Genomic DNA, 17,403 nt, shown 5'->3' with positions numbered 1-17,403 from the left:
GTTCTCTGTCGGTCAGCCTTCTATGGGTATTGGTCTGTTTTAGGATGGGTTATTTAAGGTCTGCACTTGAACCGTATAGTGATTTGGAGGTCTTGTTTTTCTCCCGAGTATGTCCATCACTTCTTAAATTCTATTGAACCTCCTGTTTTTGGGGTATTTTGGCCGCTTTTGCTTGGTTTCGGACATAGGCTTCCCTATCCCGTTCAAAGGGCGTTTATTTTCTTACTGTGCTTTAGTGTATTTTTTAAGTTTTGTGATCCAGTGTGCCGGTGGTCCCCGTGCGGTAAACGTATGCAGGGTCACCAGTTCTCCCTTTTTACAAGATGGGCAGATTCGGTGTTGCAGGGGCGGTTTTTCTTGGAGCTGTACCTTCCCCAGGGTTTTACCCAAGTGGTCAAGACTTTTGCGTTTATGGTAAGCACTTAATATCCCATAATGGCGGATGCGCACAAACCCCTTAGGGAGTATGTGCAGGGCAAAGCGCCTGATGAATTCAGTATCGCTCAGGTACATCAGGGATTTGTTTCCCCCGTGGCGGTAATCTTTTACCGAAAACACCACGCCGCTGTCATCCAGGTTTTTGATTCGGTGGTTGCTGATCGCAATTTTATGGGTATAGCGACCAAGGTATTCCACTACCTGAGGTGGCCCTAAAAACGGACGCTTGCAATAGACGACCCACTCTTTTTTGAACAGGCTTTGGTAAAGGGCCTCTGGTTGTTCTGTTTTAATTTTTTTACGTAACCCTGCAACAAAGCGGGCACGGAATACCTTGCTCATGGCCTTGACCGGGAACAGGTATTTCCCCTTGTTCCGGGCAGGTTTCCACTTACCACTTTTGGTTGCCCCACCACCGGGCACGATACAATGCAAGTGCGGATGCAGGGACAGGTTCTGTCCCCAGGTATGCAGGATGGCGATCATCCCGGGACCGGCACCTAAAAACTTAGGATTGGAAGCAAACCCCGCTATGACTTCCCATGAAGTTTTGAACAGCAGGCCATACAGCAGTTTGGGTTCGTACAGGCACAGGCGGTTGAGTTCTGAAGGCAGGGTAAATACCACGTGGAAGTAAGGAACGTTCAAGAGCTCTTCTTCCCGTGCCCTGATCCATTGTTCCCTTTTGTGCCCCTGACACTTTGGGCAATGCCGGTTGCGGCAACTGTTGTAGCTCAGGTGCAAGGTATTACAGGATGGATTCGTGCAGTGGTCAATGTGACCGCCCAGGGCAGCCGTACGACATTTGCGCAGGGCGTGCAGGGTCCTTAGTTGCCAGCTGGTGGCACAACAGTCTGCTAAAGACTCCCTGTTGCGATTTAATACCTGGGCCACTTCGTGAGCAGCGGATGCCATTACTCTTTGTAGAGCCGATCCAGTGGACTGAAAGGCTTTTGCCTGCCCAGTTGTGCCACGTGAAGGTAGGTCAGTGTGGTCTGTATATCTGCGTGCCCCAAAAGGTCCTTTACACTCATAATATCCAAGCCCATTTCCAGAAGGTGGGTAGCATAACTGTGGCGCAGGCTGTGGGTGGTCACTTCCTTTTGAATACCACTATGTTTACGGGCTTCCCGTACAATCCAGCGAACCCCTTGGGTAGAAAGCGGGACTGGACGCCCTTCGGTATTGTTCCCAGTGAAGCACCAGGTGCAAGGATTTTCTGCCGCAAGATATGTTTTAAGTCCGCGGATCTGCATCCTCGACAAGGGTACATACCGATCTTTCCTGCCTTTGCCTTGGCGGACGTGAAGCATCATACGATCAAAATCCAGATCTTTTAACTGTAGGTTGCACAGTTCAAAACAGCGCAGTCCGCAGCCATAAAGCAGCGCCAATACCAGACGGTGCTTCAGTAGTTTTGGGGCTTTTAAGAGTTGCTTTACTTCCCTACAACTTAAAACTACAGGGAGTTTTTTGGGACGCTCAATAGCGGGGAGCATTACCTGCATCTCTTTACGATTTGATATCCGGTAGGCATACCTCAGACCATAAACGGTATGCTTGAAGAAGCTGCTCGACGGGGTCTTGTGCCGGGACTTTAAAACATGTAGATAATCCAGCACCTGTTCTTCATCCAGATCGAGTGGACTGCACTTAAAATGCAGGGCTATGTGTGAAAGACAGCGGGCATAGTTGGTCAGGGTGCTTTGGCTTTTGCCCGATAGTTCAACAGAACGTTTTAGTTTGAGATACAATTCCTGGAATTCTGGAACACGTTCACAGGCTCGTTCGATCAGGGTACTACTTTTTTTTCATAATTTGCTAAATATTAGTTTTATACATCTTAAAGGTAGTGAATGGAGATTTAGATAACTCCTGAAGCTACCTTTAGGTTTAGTTCAACAAAGAACTAGGATAAAAAGCGATTCTTTTCACCTTAAATTTAAGACCTATTTGTCTCCTCCCCTATTCATGAATTCAAAGTAAAGGAGACCGTTATCTGTAAATTATACAAACTCAATAAACCATGGGCATAGAAGGAGTAATATTTGATTTTAACGGAACTCTTTTTTTTGATACACCTATACATAATCAAGCTTGGGATATTTTTCTGAAGCAACATTCACTAGAACTAAAAGATGACGAAAAAAATAAAAAGATTCACGGAAAAAATAATGCTGAAATACTAAGAAGTCTGTTTTCAGACAAACTATCTTTAGAAGACATCAAAAGACTAAGTGTTGAAAAAGAAGACATATATCAATCGCTTTGCCTAGAACAGGAAATGAAATTGGCTCCAGGAGCAGAAGAGCTTTTGGAATATTTACTCCTTAAAAAAATTCCTTACACGATTGCAACTGCCTCTGACCTTTATAACTTGAAGTTTTACTTTGAGTATTTAAACTTGTCAAGGTATTTTGATATGACCAAGATTGTTTACAGTGACGGAAAAGTAAAAAGTAAACCGAATCCCGAAATCTTTATAAAGGCAATGGATATTTTAAAAATCAATGCCGATCAAACATTGATTTTTGAAGATTCAACATCCGGAATTAAGGCGGCGGAAAATTCCAATGCTAAAAAAATAATCATCGTAAAATCAACGAATGATAACTATGATGCTTGGAATCACCAAATAATACGTTCGTTTTCAGAAGTTGAAAAGTCAATATTCCAAAATAACCGCAGTTAACATCACCCATAGCAAATAGTGCAAAAAGCACTGAAGCTAAAGACAGGGGCTTATTTGGCCTTAAAAAAAGATAAAAGCAAAACAAAAAGCTTTGACTACCAGCACAAATGAAAAGTTTCCTGCCCTACCCTCCTCACCATATCCGTGCGGCTTTGGCCAACTATATAAAACAAACTGTAACATTCTTACGTAAGTTCAATCTTTATAAAAAGTAATTTTCAAATGAGAAAACTGATTTTAGGTATTACATTCCTAACTGTTTTAATTTCCTGCAAACAAGAATCTGATAAAACAGATGATAAAATTCCAAAACAAACTCATATTAATCCTATTGAAGACCCAAATAAATTCATGGGAAGACACAAAGCAAAAGCTATGGTTTTGGGTGTTTTTCATTTTAACAACCCAGGTTTGGATAGCTATAAAAGTAAATATGATTTTAATATTTTAGAAGATAAAAGACAAAAGGAATTGGACGTTCTATTAGACAAGATGGTAAAATACAAACCAACTAAAATACTTGTAGAATCTAGCAGGATTGAAGCGGACAGTATTCTGAATAACCGATTTAAAAAATATATTAATGGAAATTTCAATATTGAAGATAAGAAGAACGAAGTTTACCAAATAGCCTTTAAACTCGCAAAGAAGCTTGGACATAAAAAAGTTTATGCTTCCGATGCTTCTTCCGATTGGTTTGGAGTTCAATTGGATTGGGATAACTACGACGAAGATGCTTACCTAAAAGAACTCGGACAATTTGAGAAGGCAAAGCGTTACGATTATGAATCTTTTTATACTTTGTACGACTCTTTAAAAACAACTCAATCTTTAACTCAACATTTAATCTCGGTCAACAATCTTGAAAATAGATTAAAGGACCACCAAGCTTACCTTACAGAAACGATTATAATTGGAGCGGGGGACAATTATTTGGGAGCTGATTCCGTTGGAAAATGGTACCGTAGAAATTTAAGAATTTTTGCGAACGCTTACGATATGACAGATTTTGATACCGAAGAAAGACTTTTGCTAGTTTACGGTTCGGGACACGTTTGGCAATTGAGTCAACTATTTAAGGATTCACCTGATTTTGAATACGTGGAAGCGAATGAATACTTAGCTAAATAAATATTGTTGCCAAGATCAGCCATAGCAAACATTTTGAAAACAAAATGAGAAATGAATTTAAACTTACAAATAACAAAAATGACAAGTAAATTTTTCCTGAATCTTGTGGTGATCTTATTCGTCACTCTCAATAGTTCAGCTCAAACCAAAACATCTAAAACAGATGGCCTTAATGATACTGCATATTTCAAACTTCCAAAAAAATTTGTAGATAAGCCTTTATTGGTCATAAATAGAATTACAGGATATCCCAACAAGTTATTTTACTACGGAAGTTCCGGGATGGACGTTGACTATTCCGTGATTGTAAAATTTGAAATCGACAATAATCAATTAAAAGTAACACAGCAACAATATCAAAATAATGTAGATAAGGATGATGTTATCAAAACATCTGTACGAAAAAATCATTTCAATCCTACAATTTGTTACATCCCAATACTATCTATAGGTGAAAAAACTATAAAAATCAACACTGATGTTTTTAAAAATGACATCAAAGTATTTTCTCCCATAGACGATGAAACGATTGACAAATATGGACTAGAACCATTATCCAATAATAGTATTGTGATTGGGAATATACGATTAAGTAAGAATAGCCTGTTGGTTTCAAGAACTTTGAATTTCACCTCTCAAAAATCACCCGAAAAGCATTATTCCCCTAATATTTCGGTGGAACAGTTATTGGCGTTTAGAATTCTGCCGGAAAACCCCATGGTGAGGAGAAAATGGGACCCACGTGTTGGGAATTTTTATCTTTCTACCACAAAATACGACAGTGATAATGTATTTATAAAAGAAGAATCCTTTATAGAGAGATGGGCTTTGGAACCCGAAAATAAAGCCGATTATTTTAACGGAATTCTAACCAAACCCAAACAACCCATCGTTTTTTATTTTGATGAAAATGTACCACAAAAGTGGAAAAAATACGTGAAGCAGGGAATTTTAAACTGGCTCCCTGTTTTTGAAAAAATTGGGTTTAAAGACGCCATTGAAGTACATGACAAGCCAAAAAACGCCAAATGGGATAATTATGACCCGAATTACAATATGATTCGTTGGGTTTCTTCTGAAATTAAAGATGCGCAAGGAAATTATATTTCAGACCCAAGAACGGGAGAAATTCTAAACGGCACATTAACATTGTATCAAAATTATTTTACTGCGATTAATGACGATTACTTTGTGGCAACTGCGGCAGTAAATCCTGTGGTTAGACAAGCTGTTTTGCCCGATTCTATTTTTGGAGAACTTTTAAGATCGACCATGACTCACGAAATGGGACATGCATTGAACCTTGGTCATAATATGATTGCGTCTTCGGCGTATCCAACCGATTCTTTGCGTTCAAGTCATTTTGTTCAAAAGAATTCATTTTCTGCCTCTATCATGGATTATGCAAATTACAATTACGTTGCACAACCGGAAGATATGCCGATACCGTTATACAGTGAAATTGGACCTTATGATTATTGGGCCATTGAATATGCATACAAATATACTCGTCCATTAAATGATAAATCGAAAATGGAAAGCGTTTACCCAAATGAGGAAATGGATAAATACTTGCAGGATGAAAAACGTCAATACATGGAGCAGGAATATGGCATAAGAATGGATCCAACCAACAACACGGGCGACTTAGGGGACAACCCAATACTTTCCGGAGAATATGGATTGAAAAATTTAAAACGAGTCATGCCGCATATCGTAGAATGGTCACTTCCAGAAGATGCAGATCCGTCTATTTTACTTAGCCGTTACGACGAGGTAATAAAACAAGTCGATTTATACTTTAGTAAAGTAATCAAGTTGATTGGAGGTAAAAAGAACAGATTAACAAGTGGAATGGAGTATGTGACCGAGCCAATAGATGATCAAACCACTATGGATGCCATGAATTTTATTGCCAGAAATGCATTCACCAAAATGGATTGGTTATACAATCCAGAGATAGAAAAGTTTAGTGAAGAAAATCTCTATGTTAATGGTGTTGAAAAAATTCAAACAGATGGCATTAAGCGAATCCTAAATAAAGACAGATTATTGCGTTTAATTGATTATGACACAAAAAACAACACAGAAACAACTACAAGAATTCTTAGAAAAATGAGTGATGTACTCCTTGTAGAAAGTACCTTTGAGAATATTCCATTGAATGTGCAAAAAGCGTATTTAGATAGGGTCAATGAACTTATTGAGCAAACTACAGACACACCTATTTTAAATTATGTATTAAAAGGTGAGTTGGACTACATACATAAAGCAATAACAACTAAAACTCAAAAGGAAGATAACCCCCTGGTAAAAGGGTTTTACACAAATTTTATCAAATAAGCTTGCTTTTAATTTTCAACTAAGAAAGTATAAATAGAAAAAGGTTTGTTCACAAACTGATGCAAAAAACGAGGCTTTTTATGGTAATTTGAACAAAAGTTTCCATCCTGAAGAAAATCATTTTTTACGATTTCAAAAGTTTGTTTCAGTAGTTTGTTGTACTACTCGCGCAGTTAACCCATACATTTTATAGTTTTATTATTTCCTTTAGGATAGCCCAGTCCAAAGGATCATCACTGTCCCATATATTGCTGCTCGATAATCCTTTCCACTCAGAAGAATTTCATAATTTACATGCTACAGTTTTGTATTTCAAAGAAAAACATAAAAACCAATACATGTAAACCCTAATATGAAAGCAATAATTTGCCAAAAATATGGACCCCCAGAGGTATTAAAAATAGTGACCTTACCCAAGCCCATTCCAAAGGACAAGGAAGTTCTGGTCAAAATAATGGCCACTGCCATCAATTCAGCAGATGTAAGGATACGAGGACTCAAGGTGAAGGGGATTATGAAACTGGTCATGCGACTGGTCATTGGTTTCAACAAACCCCGTAAATCCATTTTGGGAACCGTTTTTTCAGGTAGGATTGAAGCGGTTGGCGGTAAGGTCACCCGTTTTAAGGTGGGCGACAAGGTTTTTGGAATGACCGGCCTTAAATTTGGCACGAATGCCGAGTATATTACTATCAATGAAAATAAGCCTGTGGTTACCGCTCCAAAGAACGCCACTTTTGAGGAGTCGGCAGCCATTATTTTTGGTGGACAGTCCGCCATTTATTTTTTGGAGAAATCAGGGATTGCAAAGAAACCGAATGTAAAAGTCCTTATTTATGGGGCTACTGGCTCCGTAGGAACAGCGGCCGTTCAAATTGCACAATCTCACAATGCGGATATTACCGCCGTGTCCAGCACCCGGGGTACAGCACTCATGGAAAAATTGGGCGTGAACAAAGTGCTTTTCTACGACCAAGGGGAGTTCGAGGAACATACCCCCAAATACGATATTGTTTTTGATGCCGTAGGAAAGGCTTCAAAGAAAAAGTGCACCTCCTTGTTGGAAAAGGATGGGATTTTCAAGACCGTTGAAGGTATGGAAGTTGCTTCAGAGTCCATAAGCCAACTGGAGAAACTTAAGGAGCTATTTGAAACGGAACGGTACCATGCTATTATAGACAAAGTATTTCCCATGGACCAAGTTGTGGAAGCCCATCGTTATGTGGACCAAGGTCGCAAAAAGGGCAATGTTGTGCTGCGAATAGGGTGAAATAGTAAAACGTCCTACTCGTATCCTATGGTTCCATACATCCTATTCCAAAAGAATCATTAAATTGACAGGGATTACAGTTTTACCAACAACATTCTAAATTAACAGATTTGCTTTCCTATAAAACCAAACGAAAATTTAGAAAAATTCTATCATTTGGTATTATTTGGACCCTATTGGGGTGGTTATTTCTATTTATTGAGCAAACTGCAATTATTGATGCCAAGGCTTCGCAACAAGAAGCTATTGAGGTAACACCGAAAATTTTTTTATTTGCTAGTTTGTCCGTTTTCTTGGTCGGGATGTTCGTCGGGTATCTGGAACTGACCTTTCTGAACAAACTATTTATTAATAAACCCTTCTACAAAAAGGTCTTGTTCAAGCTATTTTTTTACCTGATATTATTCTCCCTGATCATGTTGGTATTATACCCCATTGCGTCCAGTATACAGCTTGGTATGCCTTTATTTTCAGCTACGATTTGGCAACGCTATATCGATTTCCTATCCAGCACGGTGCATGTAAGTACTTTGGTCCAACTATCGGCCTCCTTATTTATTTCTTTAATATATACAGAGATAAGTGACAACTTGGGGCATGGCGTATTGCAAAATTTCATTATAGGAAAATATCATAAGCCAAAGGAAGAGCATCGCATATTTTTGTTTACGGATATGAAGGACTCCACCGCCATTGCCGAAAAATTGGGAACAAAAAAATACTTTTCCTTCTTAAGGGACTATTATGATTGCCTGGAAGACCCCATTATAAAATTTGGCGGGGATGTGTATCAGTATATTGGTGATGAAATCGTAATTACTTGGGAATATAAAACGGGAATCAAGAAAAACAACTGTCTTCATACTTTCTTTGAAATGAAACATGCTCTAGAGAAAAATGCCGAATTCTTTCTTGAAACTTATGGTTATATACCAAGTTTTAAGGGAGGTATGCACTATGGGGTAGTAACCACCGGGGAAATAGGGGCCTTAAAAAAGGAAATTGTTTTTTCCGGGGATATTTTGAATACAACGGCAAGGATACAAGGTGCCTGTAGTACCTATAATACGGATTTATTACTTTCCCAGGCATTGGCCAAACGTCTTGATTTTGATAAAGGCTTTGATTTTTCCGAAATTGGGGAAGTTTCCTTAAAAGGAAAAAATGAATCCTTAACCTTGGTCAAGGTCCATAAAATTAATCCGAAGTAATTATTTATGATAAAATTCTTTAGAAAAACCAGACAAAAACTATTGGCAGAAAAGAAGGTAGGCCGATATCTGGCCTATGCCTTGGGAGAAATTGTACTTGTGGTCATCGGGATACTTATAGCTCTGGCTATTAACAACAAAAACCAAAAAAACATAGAGGAAAAAATAGAACAGACCTACCTACTAGGCTTAAAAGATGAGTTTTTGACCAGCAGGTCAAAATTAACGGAGCTCATGACCATTAACGAACAGAATATCGAAGGAGCTAAAAAACTATTGGCCTTAACGAATTTGAAGGACTCACTTCCTACCGAACAGGAATTTTCCAAACTTTTGTTCCAAACATTTGTTTCGGACATTGCCTTTAACCCTAACAACTCCCTGCTAAACGAAATTATCAACTCTGGAAATCTAAAAAATATTAAGAATAGCGACCTAAGAATTATGCTTACCAATTGGTTTGCTACCCTTGAGGATATTTCCAGGCAAGAAAAAGACCTATTGCTACAGCGGGAAAATTTGTTGGATATGTTCAGGACCAACCAATATAGTCTGGAGACCGTTTTTAAGGACGCCGGTATTTATGCTGAAATGGATTTGGCCAAAGGAGAGGAAACAAAATCCAACCTCGGTTTATTGTCCTCTATAGAGTTTGAAAACAAACTCCTGATGTTTATAGTTACCAGTCATGCCACCGGAGATACCCACTATAAACCCTTAATGACCTATTTGGATAACATATTGAAGACTATTTCCAAAGAATTGGACTAAAGAATATTGCTGTATCTAATTGATTTTCAATAGGTTTATTAAAATTTTTGAGTTCCAGACAAACTGACCAAAAGGAAAAATTTATACTTTAGTTATAAAGTAATCTAAGATGACACTTCCAAAAAAACAACTCCTAACCATTCTAGCCCCATTGACTTTACTTTTAGTACCTTTTGTTGGTATGCAATTTACCAACGAAGTTGCTTGGAGCCTGAGTGATTTTGTAATAATTGGCCTTCTTTTATTCGCCGTAGTACTAGGAATCAATTTTATTCTCCGGAAAGTAAGACCAAAATTTCGTGTTGCTTTTATAATAGCCCTACTCGTACTTTTTCTTTTGGCTTGGGCAGAGTTGGCCGTGGGTGTTTTTGGTACACCGTTCGCAGGAAGTTAGACCTTTTTTAATACGTAAATCTATTGCCATGAAAACCATGACATGCAGACAATTAGGAGGCGCTTGTGAGCAAAAATTCCAAGCTGAAAATTTTGAGGAAATGGCCGAACTGAGCAAAAAACATGGAACAGAAATGTTTCTAAAGGGTGATGAACCACACCTGAAAGCCATGGAAAATATGAAGTCCATGATGCAATCTCCCGAAGCTATGCAAAACTGGTTTAAGAGTAAACGAGAGGAATTTAACGCCCTTCCTGAGGAATAATACTAACTTAGGTCCAAATTGTCCACCGCCTCGATAGTTGCGTCCAAATCTTCGTAGCACAATGCGTCATTGAGGAAATAGCTTTCAAAAGCAGATGGCGGCAAATAGATTCCTTGGTCCAACATACCGTGGAAATACTTCTTAAATGTATCATTATTCCCTTTTGCCGAAGTAGCAAAGTCCATAACAGGTTCATCCGTAAAGTGAACTGAAATCATACTTCCAAATCGGTTGATTTGATACGGAATTCCTTTTTTATCAAGAGCTTTGGAAAGACCAATGTGCAAATGGGCCGTTTTCTCCTGAAGGCTGGTAAATATCTCCGGATTATTATTGAGTTCGGTCAACATGGCCAACCCGGCGCTCATTGCTAATGGATTACCACTTAAAGTTCCAGCCTGATATACCGGTCCATCAGGTGCCAAATATCCCATAATCTCATTATTAGCGGCAAAGGCTCCTACGGGAAGTCCGCCACCAATAACCTTTCCAAAACATAAAATATCCGCTTTTATGCCCAGAGCCTCCTGAGCACCTCCCCTTCCTAATCGGAATCCGGTCATGACCTCATCGAAAATCAAAAGGATATCGTTTTCATCACAAAGTGCCCTTAGGCCATGGATGAATCCATCGGTAGGGATAATACAGCCCATGTTTCCGGCAACCGGCTCTATGATAACCGCAGCAATTTCACCTTTATTAGCTTTTATGAGTTGTGCAACACTTTCCAAATCATTATAAACGGCCAACAAGGTATCCTTCGCTGTGCCTTGGGTAACCCCAGGGCTGTTTGGACTACCAAAGGTTACCGCCCCGCTACCTGCCTGAATCAAAAAGGAATCAGAATGCCCATGGTAACATCCAGCGAATTTTATGATTTTATCCTTTCCTGTATATCCCCTTGCCAAGCGTACGGCACTCATACAAGCCTCAGTTCCACTGTTCACAAATCGGATTTTATCGATATTGGGTAACATGGAAACGGCCAATTTGGCCAAGTCGGTCTCAATTTCAGTAGGCATTCCAAAGGACGTTCCCTTCTTGGCCTTATCGATAATGGCATTTAAAACTGGCTCATAGGCATGTCCCAAAATTAGGGGTCCCCAAGATGCGATATAATCTATCAATCTATTTCCGTCCTCATCATATAAATAGGCACCTTTGGCTTCCTTTACAAAAATAGGCTCACCACCTACCGCCTTAAACGCCCTAACTGGGGAGTTTACACCGCCTGGAATATATTGTTTCGCCTCTGCAAAGAGCGCACTGCTTCTTTTATAAATCATCTGTTATTTGTTTACGGAAGTGGATTTTACCAATAGCTTTTGACCAATGGAAAGTCCAGCGTCCCTTAGATTGTTCATACGCATCAATTCGTCCACAGATACGTAATACCTCCTAGAAAGGGAATAGAGGGTATCGCCCTTTTTAACGATGTGGACGGCATCGGAATCGGTTACAACGACCCTATCGTCAACATAGCCAGTATCGAGTTTACCACCGTCATAGGTATAGAGTTGGTGTTTTTCTATCAAATAAATCAATTTCTGGGGGTACCTTTTATCCGTAGCATATCCTGCCTTTCTAAGTCCATGTGCCCACCTTTTATAATCCGTGGGTTTGTAATCAAAAAGAAAAGCATACCGACTTCGAGTCGTTAAAAAAATACTATGATCCCTAAAAGAATACATGGGATGATTATACTTTCTAAAACACTCTCCTTTGGCATCATCGTCATGAAAATCGTAATCTCCTTCCCATCCCGTATGGCATTTAATCCCGAAGTGGTTATTGGTCTTAAGCGCCAATTCCCCCTTACCATAACCGCTTTCCAAAAGTCCTTGGGCCAAGGTAATACTGGCGGGGATTCCATAGGCCTTCATTTCAAGCTGCGCAATTTCCGAAAACGTATCAATGTATTCGTCAATGGTCTCTATCCTGAACTTTATAAATTTCCCGGAATCTTCGGGCATGGAAGTATCTCCTTTCGTTGTGGAAGAAGTGGCTTCCCCATTGGATTTTCTGCTCTCTGCCCTTACATTTTCGGTGCGAAGTCTATCGGAATATGCTTTTTTGGATTTACATCCAATGACACCAACGGCCAACAACAAAAGCATTAAAATTTTCTTTTTCATATATCCAACAAAGGTAATTTTTTCTTTAGCAATACCCTATTCATGCCGTTTATGCCCTGAATTCCTCCAGTATGTATGGCCAGTATTTGTGTTCCGGGTACAAAATTATCATTCTTGACCCTATCTAACAACCCATACATCATTTTTCCAGTGTAAACAGGATCTAAGGGGATAGTGGTCTGCCGCTTAAATTGATTTATAAATGCAACAAGTTCTTCATTAATCTTACCATAACCTCCAAAATGGTAGTTCAAATCAAGACGCCAATTTCGTTTTTCGGTAAGTTCCTTTATGTCGTTTTCCAAAAAATCCCCCTTTAAAACAGGGAACCCCAAAACCTGTTGATTATTGTTCGAGGCCTTGATTAATCCTGCAATAGTGCCACCAGTCCCCACACAAACACAGATTATATCGAATACTTTATCCTCCTCCTCAAGAATTTCCTCACAGCCCTTTATGGCCAAAGCATTGGTCCCTCCTTCCGGAACTAGGTAAAATTCACCAAACTCTTCGCGAAGGGAAGCCAAAAAATCCAGTTCCTCTCTTTTTCTATAGGTTTCCCGGTCTACAAACTTGAAACGCATGCCGTTTTCATGAGCCATTTTTAAAGTGGGATTTTCTTGCCAACTATCCGCCAGTTCGTTCCCCCTAATAATTCCAATGGAATCCAGGTTATGCATTTTACAGGCGGCGGCTGTGGCGGCAATATGGTTGGAGAAGGCCCCGCCAAAGGTCAATAGATGGCGGTATCCTGATTGTTGCGCTTCCTTTAAATTGTACTTTAATTTTCTATACTTGTTTCCGGAAACCATAGGGTGAAGCAAATCCTCCCGCTTTAGGGTAATACGAACTTCCTTTTCTTTTAGAAGTGGAAGTTCCAGATATTGGTTTTCACTGTGCAAAGTGGTTATTTATTATGAAAGAGGTATTTCATAAAACTATAGGGCCTTCGGTTTTTCAAATAATCTAATATTCCCTCGTTCCTATAAGCCTCCCTTTCAAAACTAAGATTTTGATACGCTTTATAGGTGTCCAAATAAAGAACAGACCTTACCAACCACTCCAAGACATACAATACGTAAAAAGGAAGTATTAACAGTTCCTGTTGCTGTCTCAAGTGAATCTTCTCATGATTGATCAACTCCTTGTCCTTTTTAAGCGTATGCGTTTTGAGGATAATGAAGGGCCAAAGGGAGAGACCCACATAATTTCTATAAAACAAATGCTTAAAAACCAATATCATAGGTAAAACCAATCTTGTATATTCAAAGATACCTGTTAAAATTTAAAATCAAAAGCATACGGAATTATGTTTCCAACAACTATGCAGTCCATTGGTTTTTTGCTAAATCCCCGTTAAACTAGGATTCATAAATGTTAACGACTCCGGTTATCAACAGAAATATTCTAATTTTATGATACGTAGTCTCATTACTAATCAAACATTAAAAAGCTAATTTTCACCCATTGAATGAAAAAAATTATCCCGATCGAAGATGGTGATTATTACTGGACGGACGAAGGTTACAGGGTTTTTACGCGCCAGTACCATTTAAAAAGGGGCTATTGCTGCGAAAGTGGTTGCAGGCACTGTCCCTACGGATATAATCCAAAAACGAACAGTCAATAACAGGCTCTTCGGCATGATTTTTGAGACTTTTAAAATTGATAAATAATTCCTTAAACATATAAATTGATTGCTATGAAAAACTTTAAAATTTTATCGCTAATAGCGCTGGCGTTGGTGGTCTTGACCTCATGCTCTTCGGTTAGGGTACTTTCAGACTATAACCAGCAAGCCAATTTCAACCAATATAAATCCTATGCTTTTTATAAGACCGGGATAGATAAAGCCCAAATATCGGACTTGGACAAAAGAAGAATTCTACATGCCATTGAAGATGAAATGTCGTCCAGAGGTTTTGTGAAATCTGAAAACCCAGATTTATTGATAAGTATTTTCACCAAAGAACAGGAACGCGTGGATGTCTACAACAACAACTTTGGTTGGGGTTGGGGCGGCGCCTGGGGCTGGGGACCAGCATGGGCTTGGGGTCCCGGTTGGGGCTGGGGCTGGGGAGGTCCTAGTGTTAGTACCCGTACACAAGGTTCCCTGTACATAGATTTAATCGATACCCAAAATAAAGAGTTGGTATGGCAAGGTAAAGGTGAAGGCACATTGTCCAACACCAAAAACATCGAAAAGAAAGAACAGCGAATAAAAGAGTTCGTTTCCCAAATATTAGATCAATATCCGCCCAATTCGGTGGCCGTTAGATAGGAATTATTTCATATTGAAAACCAAGGCCCTTTCAAGCAAGAATACTTGAAAGGGCTTTTTTCATAACAGTGGAAAATGCTGACTGTTCTTTGCCTCATTTAATACAAAAGCACTTTTTACAGCACCAATATTTGGCAGAGTCGCAATCCTCGTTTTTGCAAAATCATAATAGGCATCCAAATTCTTCACGGTAACTTTTAGAAGAAAATCGAACTCACCCCCAACAACATAGCATTCCGTAACCTCATTGAAAAGCGCAATATTATCCAGAAAATCATCCATTAAACTACCCTTCTGGGCATCTAGGGATACAAAACTGAAGACCGTAATGCTAGGTTCAATTTTAGACGTATCCAGCACCGCTTTGTAATTCTTGATGAATCCGTCTGATTCCAATCGTTTTATACGCTCATATACAGGTGTCTTGGTCATTCCCAATTGGTCCGCAATCGATTTGGCCACAGTTTTGGCATCCCTTTCCAATATTCTTAAAATCTTTCTGTCAACCTCGTCCAAATTTTCCATATTATTTTTTCCTTTTGTTGCCCCTTCTAGACTCCACTAAAAACACTAATTCCTATCAAATATACAATTTGAAGGAATTATTTCCTTATAAATAAATTTTAACAGAAATATAGACTATATATTATTAAATTTATAAGACACCCCAATTAACGAAACAATTACCTAAAGGATACAGATATGAGCTACGAAAGCAATCCCATACTTGACAAACTGCCCAAACATTTAAAGCAGTACATAAAGCCACAAAATTATGAACATTATACGGCTATCAATCAAGCTGTCTGGCGTTATGTAATGCGAAAGAATGTGGACTATCTCAGTACAGTAGCCCATGATTCCTATACACAGGGATTGAAAAAAACCGGGATTTCCATAGATAGCATACCCAACATGTACGGAATGAACCGAATTCTAAAGGATTTGGGATGGGCAGCAGTTGCTGTAGACGGTTTTATTCCCCCTGCCGCCTTTATGGAATTTCAGGCGTATAATGTTTTGGTAATCGCCTCGGACATCAGACAGCTTGAAAATATTGAGTACACGCCCGCACCTGATATCATCCATGAAGGAGCTGGGCATGCGCCCATTATCGCCAACCCAGAGTATGCCGCTTACTTAAGAAGGTTTGGCGAAATTGGCAGCAAGGCCATATCCAACGCCAAAGATTTTGAACTGTACCAAGCCGTTCGACGCTTGTCCATCATCAAGGAAGCCAAAGGAACGAAACGGGAGGAAATTGAAAAAGCCGAAAATTTGGTGGAAGAACTACAACAAAATATGGGCGAACCCAGCGAAATGGCTTTAATCAGGAACCTACATTGGTGGACCGTGGAATATGGACTAATAGGTACTCTAGAGAATCCGAAAATCTATGGGGCCGGACTCCTATCGAGTATCGGGGAGAGTGCCTGGTGTATGACGGACAAAGTTAAAAAAGTACCCTACTCCATCGAAGCGGCACATACACCCTTTGACATTACCCAACCCCAACCCCAACTTTATGTGACACCCGATTTCGCATTTTTAAGCCAAGTACTGGAGGATTTTGCCAACACTATGGCCTTACGAACCGGTGGCCTGATCGGACTACAAAAACTTATCGATTCGAAAGATTTAGGTACGATAGAACTAAGCACAGGATTGCAGGTATCAGGTAATTTTGAAAGCGTCATTGCACATAATGGGGATCCCATTTATTTTCAGACCAAAGGAAAATCGGCATTGGCTTTTAGGGAAAAGGAATTGGTAGGACAGGATATCAATCAACATGCCACGGGATTTGGATCCCCAATCGGAAGACTTAAGGGAATCAATATTGCCATTGAAGATATGAGCCCGAGGGATTTGAAGGCCTATAATATTTATGAAGGAAACGAGGTCTCTCTAGACTTTGAAGGCGGTATCAATATCAGCGGAAAAATTGTAACAGGAACCAGAAACCTACAGGGACAAATCATCCTCATCACCTTTGAGCACTGTAAAGTTACCTATAACGATAAGATTCTCTTTGAGTCCAAGAACGAACTGTATAATATGGCCATTGGGGAACGGATAGTCTCTGCCTATCATGGCCCTGCCGATTTAAAAAGCTTTGATCTGTTAGACCATGAACTAAGCAGTTCCAATCCAAAAGCGAAAAGTTCTAAGGATGAGGAATTAGAAAATCTCTACCAACAAATTAGGGACTATAGAAACGGCAGAAACACTACCATTTCAAGGAATAAGGTTTTTAAGGTACTTACTGAGAAATATCCTTTGGATTGGCTGCTTTCTGTGGAATTATATGAACTGGCAGTAGGAAACCAGGATTTGGATTTTGCCAGTGATATAAAGGCCCATTTGAATTCGATCAAATTGGAAAATCCGAAGTTAGGCCATCTGATCGATGACGGCATTGGGCTGACGGAAAAGGAATTTATATTACAATAAAAAAAGCCCTTGACCAAA

At 39.5% G+C, this 17,403-nt stretch carries 18 protein-coding genes; 11 read left to right on the top strand and 7 right to left on the bottom strand.

The window, feature by feature from the left end:
• Window positions 1–222: 222 nt before the first annotated feature.
• Together CJ263_RS12690 and CJ263_RS12685 are read right to left on the bottom strand one after the other, a co-directional pair.
• Entirely contained in the window at window positions 223–1,353 is a 1,131-nt protein-coding gene (locus CJ263_RS12690; protein ID WP_094996498.1) for an IS91 family transposase, read from the bottom strand.
• Window positions 1,353–2,192 carry a tyrosine-type recombinase/integrase gene (locus tag CJ263_RS12685; protein WP_308423278.1) on the bottom strand — a complete coding sequence of 280 codons (840 nt, stop codon included), beginning with the start codon at window positions 2,190–2,192 and terminating at the stop codon, window positions 1,353–1,355. The genes CJ263_RS12690 and CJ263_RS12685 overlap by 1 nt, the downstream gene beginning before the upstream one ends.
• Before the next feature lie 272 nt (window positions 2,193–2,464).
• On the opposite strand from CJ263_RS12685, the gene CJ263_RS12680 reads away from it, so the two are divergent.
• The 8 genes from CJ263_RS12680 (at window position 2,465) to CJ263_RS12645 (ending at window position 10,515) form a co-directional block, all read left to right on the top strand.
• Window positions 2,465–3,130, top strand: a complete 666-nt coding sequence (locus CJ263_RS12680; RefSeq protein WP_094997617.1) for an HAD family hydrolase — start codon at window positions 2,465–2,467, stop codon at window positions 3,128–3,130.
• Window positions 3,131–3,352: 222 nt separating this feature from the next.
• A complete protein-coding gene (locus tag CJ263_RS12675; RefSeq protein WP_094997616.1) occupies window positions 3,353–4,261 on the top strand; it encodes a DUF5694 domain-containing protein in 909 nt (302 codons plus the stop codon).
• A 78-nt stretch (window positions 4,262–4,339) separates the two neighbouring features.
• On the top strand, window positions 4,340–6,604 hold the full coding sequence (locus CJ263_RS12670) for a zinc-dependent metalloprotease (RefSeq protein WP_158657151.1): 2,265 nt from the start codon (window positions 4,340–4,342) through the stop codon (window positions 6,602–6,604).
• Window positions 6,605–6,956: 352 nt separating this feature from the next.
• The gene (locus CJ263_RS12665) at window positions 6,957–7,874 is read left to right on the top strand and encodes an NAD(P)-dependent alcohol dehydrogenase (protein WP_094997614.1); all 918 of its coding nucleotides are present in this window, start codon (window positions 6,957–6,959) and stop codon (window positions 7,872–7,874) included.
• A 110-nt stretch (window positions 7,875–7,984) separates the two neighbouring features.
• A complete protein-coding gene (locus CJ263_RS12660) occupies window positions 7,985–9,085 on the top strand; it encodes an adenylate/guanylate cyclase domain-containing protein (protein ID WP_094997613.1) in 1,101 nt (366 codons plus the stop codon).
• 6 nt (window positions 9,086–9,091) lie between these two features.
• On the top strand, window positions 9,092–9,856 hold the full coding sequence (locus CJ263_RS12655; protein WP_094997612.1) for a DUF6090 family protein: 765 nt from the start codon (window positions 9,092–9,094) through the stop codon (window positions 9,854–9,856).
• Between the two features lie 109 nt (window positions 9,857–9,965).
• Window positions 9,966–10,250, top strand: coding sequence for a hypothetical protein (locus CJ263_RS12650; protein ID WP_094997611.1), 285 nt, complete (start codon window positions 9,966–9,968; stop codon window positions 10,248–10,250).
• A gap of 28 nt (window positions 10,251–10,278) precedes the next feature.
• Window positions 10,279–10,515 (top strand): DUF1059 domain-containing protein, encoded by a 237-nt coding sequence (locus CJ263_RS12645; RefSeq protein ID WP_094997610.1) that lies wholly within the window; start codon window positions 10,279–10,281, stop codon window positions 10,513–10,515.
• Window positions 10,516–10,517: 2 nt separating this feature from the next.
• Here CJ263_RS12645 and hemL read toward each other — a convergent pair whose 3' ends face one another.
• From hemL to CJ263_RS12625, 4 genes are read right to left on the bottom strand one after another with little or no spacing between them, the layout of a single operon-like run.
• A complete protein-coding gene (gene hemL / locus CJ263_RS12640) occupies window positions 10,518–11,801 on the bottom strand; it encodes a glutamate-1-semialdehyde 2,1-aminomutase (RefSeq protein WP_094997609.1) in 1,284 nt (427 codons plus the stop codon).
• Window positions 11,802–11,804: 3 nt separating this feature from the next.
• Window positions 11,805–12,650, bottom strand: coding sequence for a glucosaminidase domain-containing protein (locus CJ263_RS12635; protein WP_094997608.1), 846 nt, complete (start codon window positions 12,648–12,650; stop codon window positions 11,805–11,807).
• Window positions 12,647–13,552 carry a 1-aminocyclopropane-1-carboxylate deaminase/D-cysteine desulfhydrase gene (locus CJ263_RS12630; RefSeq protein WP_094997607.1) on the bottom strand — a complete coding sequence of 302 codons (906 nt, stop codon included), beginning with the start codon at window positions 13,550–13,552 and terminating at the stop codon, window positions 12,647–12,649. Before CJ263_RS12630 ends, CJ263_RS12635 begins: the two co-directional genes overlap by 4 nt.
• 5 nt (window positions 13,553–13,557) lie before the next feature.
• Window positions 13,558–13,893, bottom strand: coding sequence for a hypothetical protein (locus tag CJ263_RS12625; RefSeq protein ID WP_094997606.1), 336 nt, complete (start codon window positions 13,891–13,893; stop codon window positions 13,558–13,560).
• A gap of 228 nt (window positions 13,894–14,121) precedes the next feature.
• Between CJ263_RS12625 and CJ263_RS20970 the strand changes: the two genes are divergently transcribed.
• The gene (locus CJ263_RS20970) at window positions 14,122–14,280 is read left to right on the top strand and encodes a DUF5522 domain-containing protein (protein ID WP_158657150.1); all 159 of its coding nucleotides are present in this window, start codon (window positions 14,122–14,124) and stop codon (window positions 14,278–14,280) included.
• 72 nt (window positions 14,281–14,352) lie between these two features.
• Complete coding sequence (locus tag CJ263_RS12620) at window positions 14,353–14,931, top strand: DUF4136 domain-containing protein (RefSeq protein WP_094999238.1); 579 nt, start codon at window positions 14,353–14,355, stop codon at window positions 14,929–14,931.
• Between the two features lie 60 nt (window positions 14,932–14,991).
• Here the strand turns inward: CJ263_RS12620 and CJ263_RS12615 are convergent, their stop codons facing one another.
• A complete protein-coding gene (locus tag CJ263_RS12615; protein ID WP_094997605.1) occupies window positions 14,992–15,456 on the bottom strand; it encodes an Lrp/AsnC family transcriptional regulator in 465 nt (154 codons plus the stop codon).
• Window positions 15,457–15,633: 177 nt separating this feature from the next.
• Here CJ263_RS12615 and CJ263_RS12610 point away from each other — a divergent pair, with 177 nt between their 5' ends.
• On the top strand, window positions 15,634–17,385 hold the full coding sequence (locus CJ263_RS12610; protein ID WP_094997604.1) for an aromatic amino acid hydroxylase: 1,752 nt from the start codon (window positions 15,634–15,636) through the stop codon (window positions 17,383–17,385).
• The last annotated feature ends 18 nt before the right edge of the window (window positions 17,386–17,403 follow it).

Source organism: Maribacter cobaltidurans, assembly GCF_002269385.1.
In the GTDB taxonomy this organism is placed as follows: Bacteria; Bacteroidota; Bacteroidia; order Flavobacteriales; family Flavobacteriaceae; genus Maribacter; species Maribacter cobaltidurans.
The sequence above is the reverse complement of the archived record's forward strand: the minus strand, read 5'-3'. Positions and strand labels throughout refer to the sequence as shown.

Bases quoted from the DNA above. Each gene is read 5' to 3' on its own strand.
- CJ263_RS12690 (WP_094996498.1), bottom strand. From the start codon at position 1,353: ATGGCATCCGCTGCTCACGAAGTGGCCCAGGTATTAAATCGCAACAGG.
- CJ263_RS12680 (WP_094997617.1), top strand. From the start codon at position 2,465: ATGGGCATAGAAGGAGTAATATTTGATTTTAACGGAACTCTTTTTTTT.
- CJ263_RS12675 (WP_094997616.1), top strand. From the start codon at position 3,353: ATGAGAAAACTGATTTTAGGTATTACATTCCTAACTGTTTTAATTTCC.
- CJ263_RS12670 (WP_158657151.1), top strand. From the start codon at position 4,340: ATGACAAGTAAATTTTTCCTGAATCTTGTGGTGATCTTATTCGTCACT.
- CJ263_RS12665 (WP_094997614.1), top strand. From the start codon at position 6,957: ATGAAAGCAATAATTTGCCAAAAATATGGACCCCCAGAGGTATTAAAA.
- CJ263_RS12655 (WP_094997612.1), top strand. From the start codon at position 9,092: ATGATAAAATTCTTTAGAAAAACCAGACAAAAACTATTGGCAGAAAAG.
- CJ263_RS12650 (WP_094997611.1), top strand. From the start codon at position 9,966: ATGACACTTCCAAAAAAACAACTCCTAACCATTCTAGCCCCATTGACT.
- CJ263_RS12645 (WP_094997610.1), top strand. From the start codon at position 10,279: ATGAAAACCATGACATGCAGACAATTAGGAGGCGCTTGTGAGCAAAAA.
- hemL (WP_094997609.1), bottom strand. From the start codon at position 11,801: ATGATTTATAAAAGAAGCAGTGCGCTCTTTGCAGAGGCGAAACAATAT.
- CJ263_RS12635 (WP_094997608.1), bottom strand. From the start codon at position 12,650: ATGAAAAAGAAAATTTTAATGCTTTTGTTGTTGGCCGTTGGTGTCATT.
- CJ263_RS12625 (WP_094997606.1), bottom strand. From the start codon at position 13,893: ATGATATTGGTTTTTAAGCATTTGTTTTATAGAAATTATGTGGGTCTC.
- CJ263_RS20970 (WP_158657150.1), top strand. From the start codon at position 14,122: ATGAAAAAAATTATCCCGATCGAAGATGGTGATTATTACTGGACGGAC.
- CJ263_RS12620 (WP_094999238.1), top strand. From the start codon at position 14,353: ATGAAAAACTTTAAAATTTTATCGCTAATAGCGCTGGCGTTGGTGGTC.
- CJ263_RS12615 (WP_094997605.1), bottom strand. From the start codon at position 15,456: ATGGAAAATTTGGACGAGGTTGACAGAAAGATTTTAAGAATATTGGAA.
- CJ263_RS12610 (WP_094997604.1), top strand. From the start codon at position 15,634: ATGAGCTACGAAAGCAATCCCATACTTGACAAACTGCCCAAACATTTA.